General features: G+C 57.5%; 3 protein-coding genes. 2 read left to right on the top strand and 1 reads right to left on the bottom strand.

Annotation, left to right across the window (positions count from 1 at the left end; all coding sequences use genetic code 11):
• A partial coding sequence (locus tag NW819_RS13980) for a glycosyltransferase (RefSeq protein WP_414414119.1) occupies positions 1-552 on the top strand: 552 nt, incomplete at its 5' end.
• Between the two features lie 8 nt (positions 553-560).
• Here the strand turns inward: NW819_RS13980 and NW819_RS13975 are convergent.
• Positions 561-1,334, bottom strand: a complete 774-nt coding sequence (locus tag NW819_RS13975; protein ID WP_414414118.1) for a Uma2 family endonuclease — start codon at positions 1,332-1,334, stop codon at positions 561-563.
• Positions 1,335-1,541: 207 nt separating this feature from the next.
• Between NW819_RS13975 and NW819_RS13970 the strand changes: the two genes are divergently transcribed.
• Positions 1,542-2,234: a response regulator transcription factor gene (locus NW819_RS13970; RefSeq protein ID WP_414414117.1), complete on the top strand. Its 693-nt coding sequence runs from the start codon at positions 1,542-1,544 to the stop codon at positions 2,232-2,234.
• Positions 2,235-2,280 lie beyond the last annotated feature (46 nt).

Genomic DNA, 2,280 nt, shown 5'->3' with positions numbered 1-2,280 from the left:
GAACGGACGATGGCCAATGGGCAATGTATGCTAGTGCGCCGGTCGGTGCTGGAAGCGATGAATGGCTACACAGTGGCGCGGGCCTCCTTCTGTGACGATGTCACCTTGGTGCGGCAGATTGCGGCAGCCGGCTTTAAAGTAGCTTTTTACGACGGTCGGCACCTGCTCAAGGTGCGCATGTACACTTCTTTTGGCGAAACTTGGCGAGAGTGGGGCCGATCCCTCGATTTGAAAGATGCCACCCCTGTGGCCCAGTTGTGGGGGGATATAGCTCTCCTCGTCCTCACCCAAGGGATCCCTGGGCTGGCGGCGGTGGGTTTACTGGGCATGATCGGCTTAGGGCTTTCCCTCTCCCTGACGGAGCAATTGCTGTTGGGGCTGAACTTGGGGTTGCTTGCCCTACGGTTGGGTGTGCTCGTGGGGATTCGCGGCTCCTATCAAGACCCCCCCTGGACGTTTTGGATCTCTCCGCTGGCGGATCCCTTGGCCGTTCTGCGGATAATCCTATCTGCCCTCAGCCGGCCCCGCTCTTGGCGCGGGCGCACCTACTAGGAGAGCCCTCAATCGGCTATTGCCTCGGGATCCACGCCCAACTCCCGCAATTTCGCGGCTAGGCGCTGCTGTTCCAGACGGGCCTGTTCGAGGGCTGCTTCTGCCGCTTCGGCCCGCTGCCGCTCTTGCTCTACCTGTTCGATTCCCCATAGGAGCAAATTCCCATCGGCAGTCCACCACCGCAACCAGTTGGCTTTGGTCTCGGCTTTTTGTCCCCGCCACACCCCCAAAAACAAGCCAATCTCCGGGATCCAGTAGCGACGGTTTTCATCCGCCGATACAGGGGTATAGCGGCCATTCTCCAGGCGGTAGACATCCAGCTCACCGGTTTTGGGATGAAAGATTACATAGACAGGCACCTGCAAAATGCGCTCGTAGAAATACCATTTTCCATAGGGATAGTGGGGATTGATGGAGTACTCGCCGCCCTCGGTTTCGGAGATGAATTCCATCACAATCGCCGGGGGATTCCCTTCTAAGTGTGGGGTATAGCTGCGGCGGATCTCTCCTTCGGGAATCGGCTGTACTGCGGGCACATAAACCCAGTCGGGGGCTTTCACCACCACCTTGTCCCCGACAGTGCTGCAAAGGCCAAAGTTGGAGGCGATCAAAGCCTGGGCAGGGATCATCTGAGCGAGTTCCAATGCCTCACGCAGAGCAGCAGCCAAAAGGGGCTGTAAGGTGCTTTCCGCAGGCTCATCCGGCAAGGGAAAGTCTTCCGGCAGTTTTTCCCATCGAATGGGAGGTAGGGGCGGGGTGAGCCGAACAGGAGAGAGGGTCATGGCTTAGGATACTCATGGTGATAAGGTACATGAATGCCTTTTGAATAACTCAAAGCACTTGCTGATATCAACCCCAGGCAATTCCACAAGGCTGTTGCAGGCTAGGACGGATTCAGTCATCTCGACTGCCAATCCATACGGTTGAGATATGCTTGGGGGCAATGAGCAAGTTTTTCGGCGTCTTCCTTGGATTCAGCAAGAGAGCGTATGCCAGAGCCTGAACCCTCTTCTGCCCACATTCTGGTGATCGAAGATGAAGCTAAGCTGGCTCGTTTTGTGGAAACGGAGCTGACCTGTGAGGGATATCGAGTCAGCGTAGCCAGCGATGGCATGGCCGGGTTGAGGGCAGCCTGCGACCAAAACCCCGACTTGGTGCTGTTGGACTGGATGTTGCCCGGCATCTCAGGTTTGGAAATTTGTCGGCGACTGCGCTCAACGGGCAACCGCGTGCCGGTGGTGTTGATGACCGCCAGAGATGAGGTGTCGGATCGAGCAGCGGGGTTGGATGCCGGGGCGGATGATTACGTGGTCAAACCCTTCAGCATTCAGGAGCTGCTGTCTCGGATACGGATCTATTTGCGGCAGCCAAAGCGATCCCGCGACGGCCAGTTGGTGTTCATGGATCTGATTCTGGATCCCGTAACGCGGGAGGTAACCCGGGGAGAGCGACAGGTGGAGCTGACGGCCAAAGAATACGACCTGTTGCGCTACTTGATGGAACACCCCCGTCAGGTGCTCACCCGCCAACAGATCTTAGAGCATGTGTGGGGCTGCGACTTCACGGGCGACTCCAATATCATCGAGGTCTATATTCGCTACTTGCGCCTCAAGATCGAAGGCCCAGGGGAGAAGCGCCTTATCCAGACGGTGCGCGGGGTAGGCTACGTGTTGCGCGATTGACATGCCCCCCGCCCCAAAGAGCAAGGATTCTGGTTCCTGGTTCTGC

Source organism: Synechococcus sp. R8-2, assembly GCF_047461715.1.
GTDB lineage: Bacteria > Cyanobacteriota > Cyanobacteriia > Thermostichales > Thermostichaceae > Thermostichus.
Note: the sequence above shows the minus strand (reverse complement) of the source record. Positions and strands in the feature narration are given on the sequence as shown.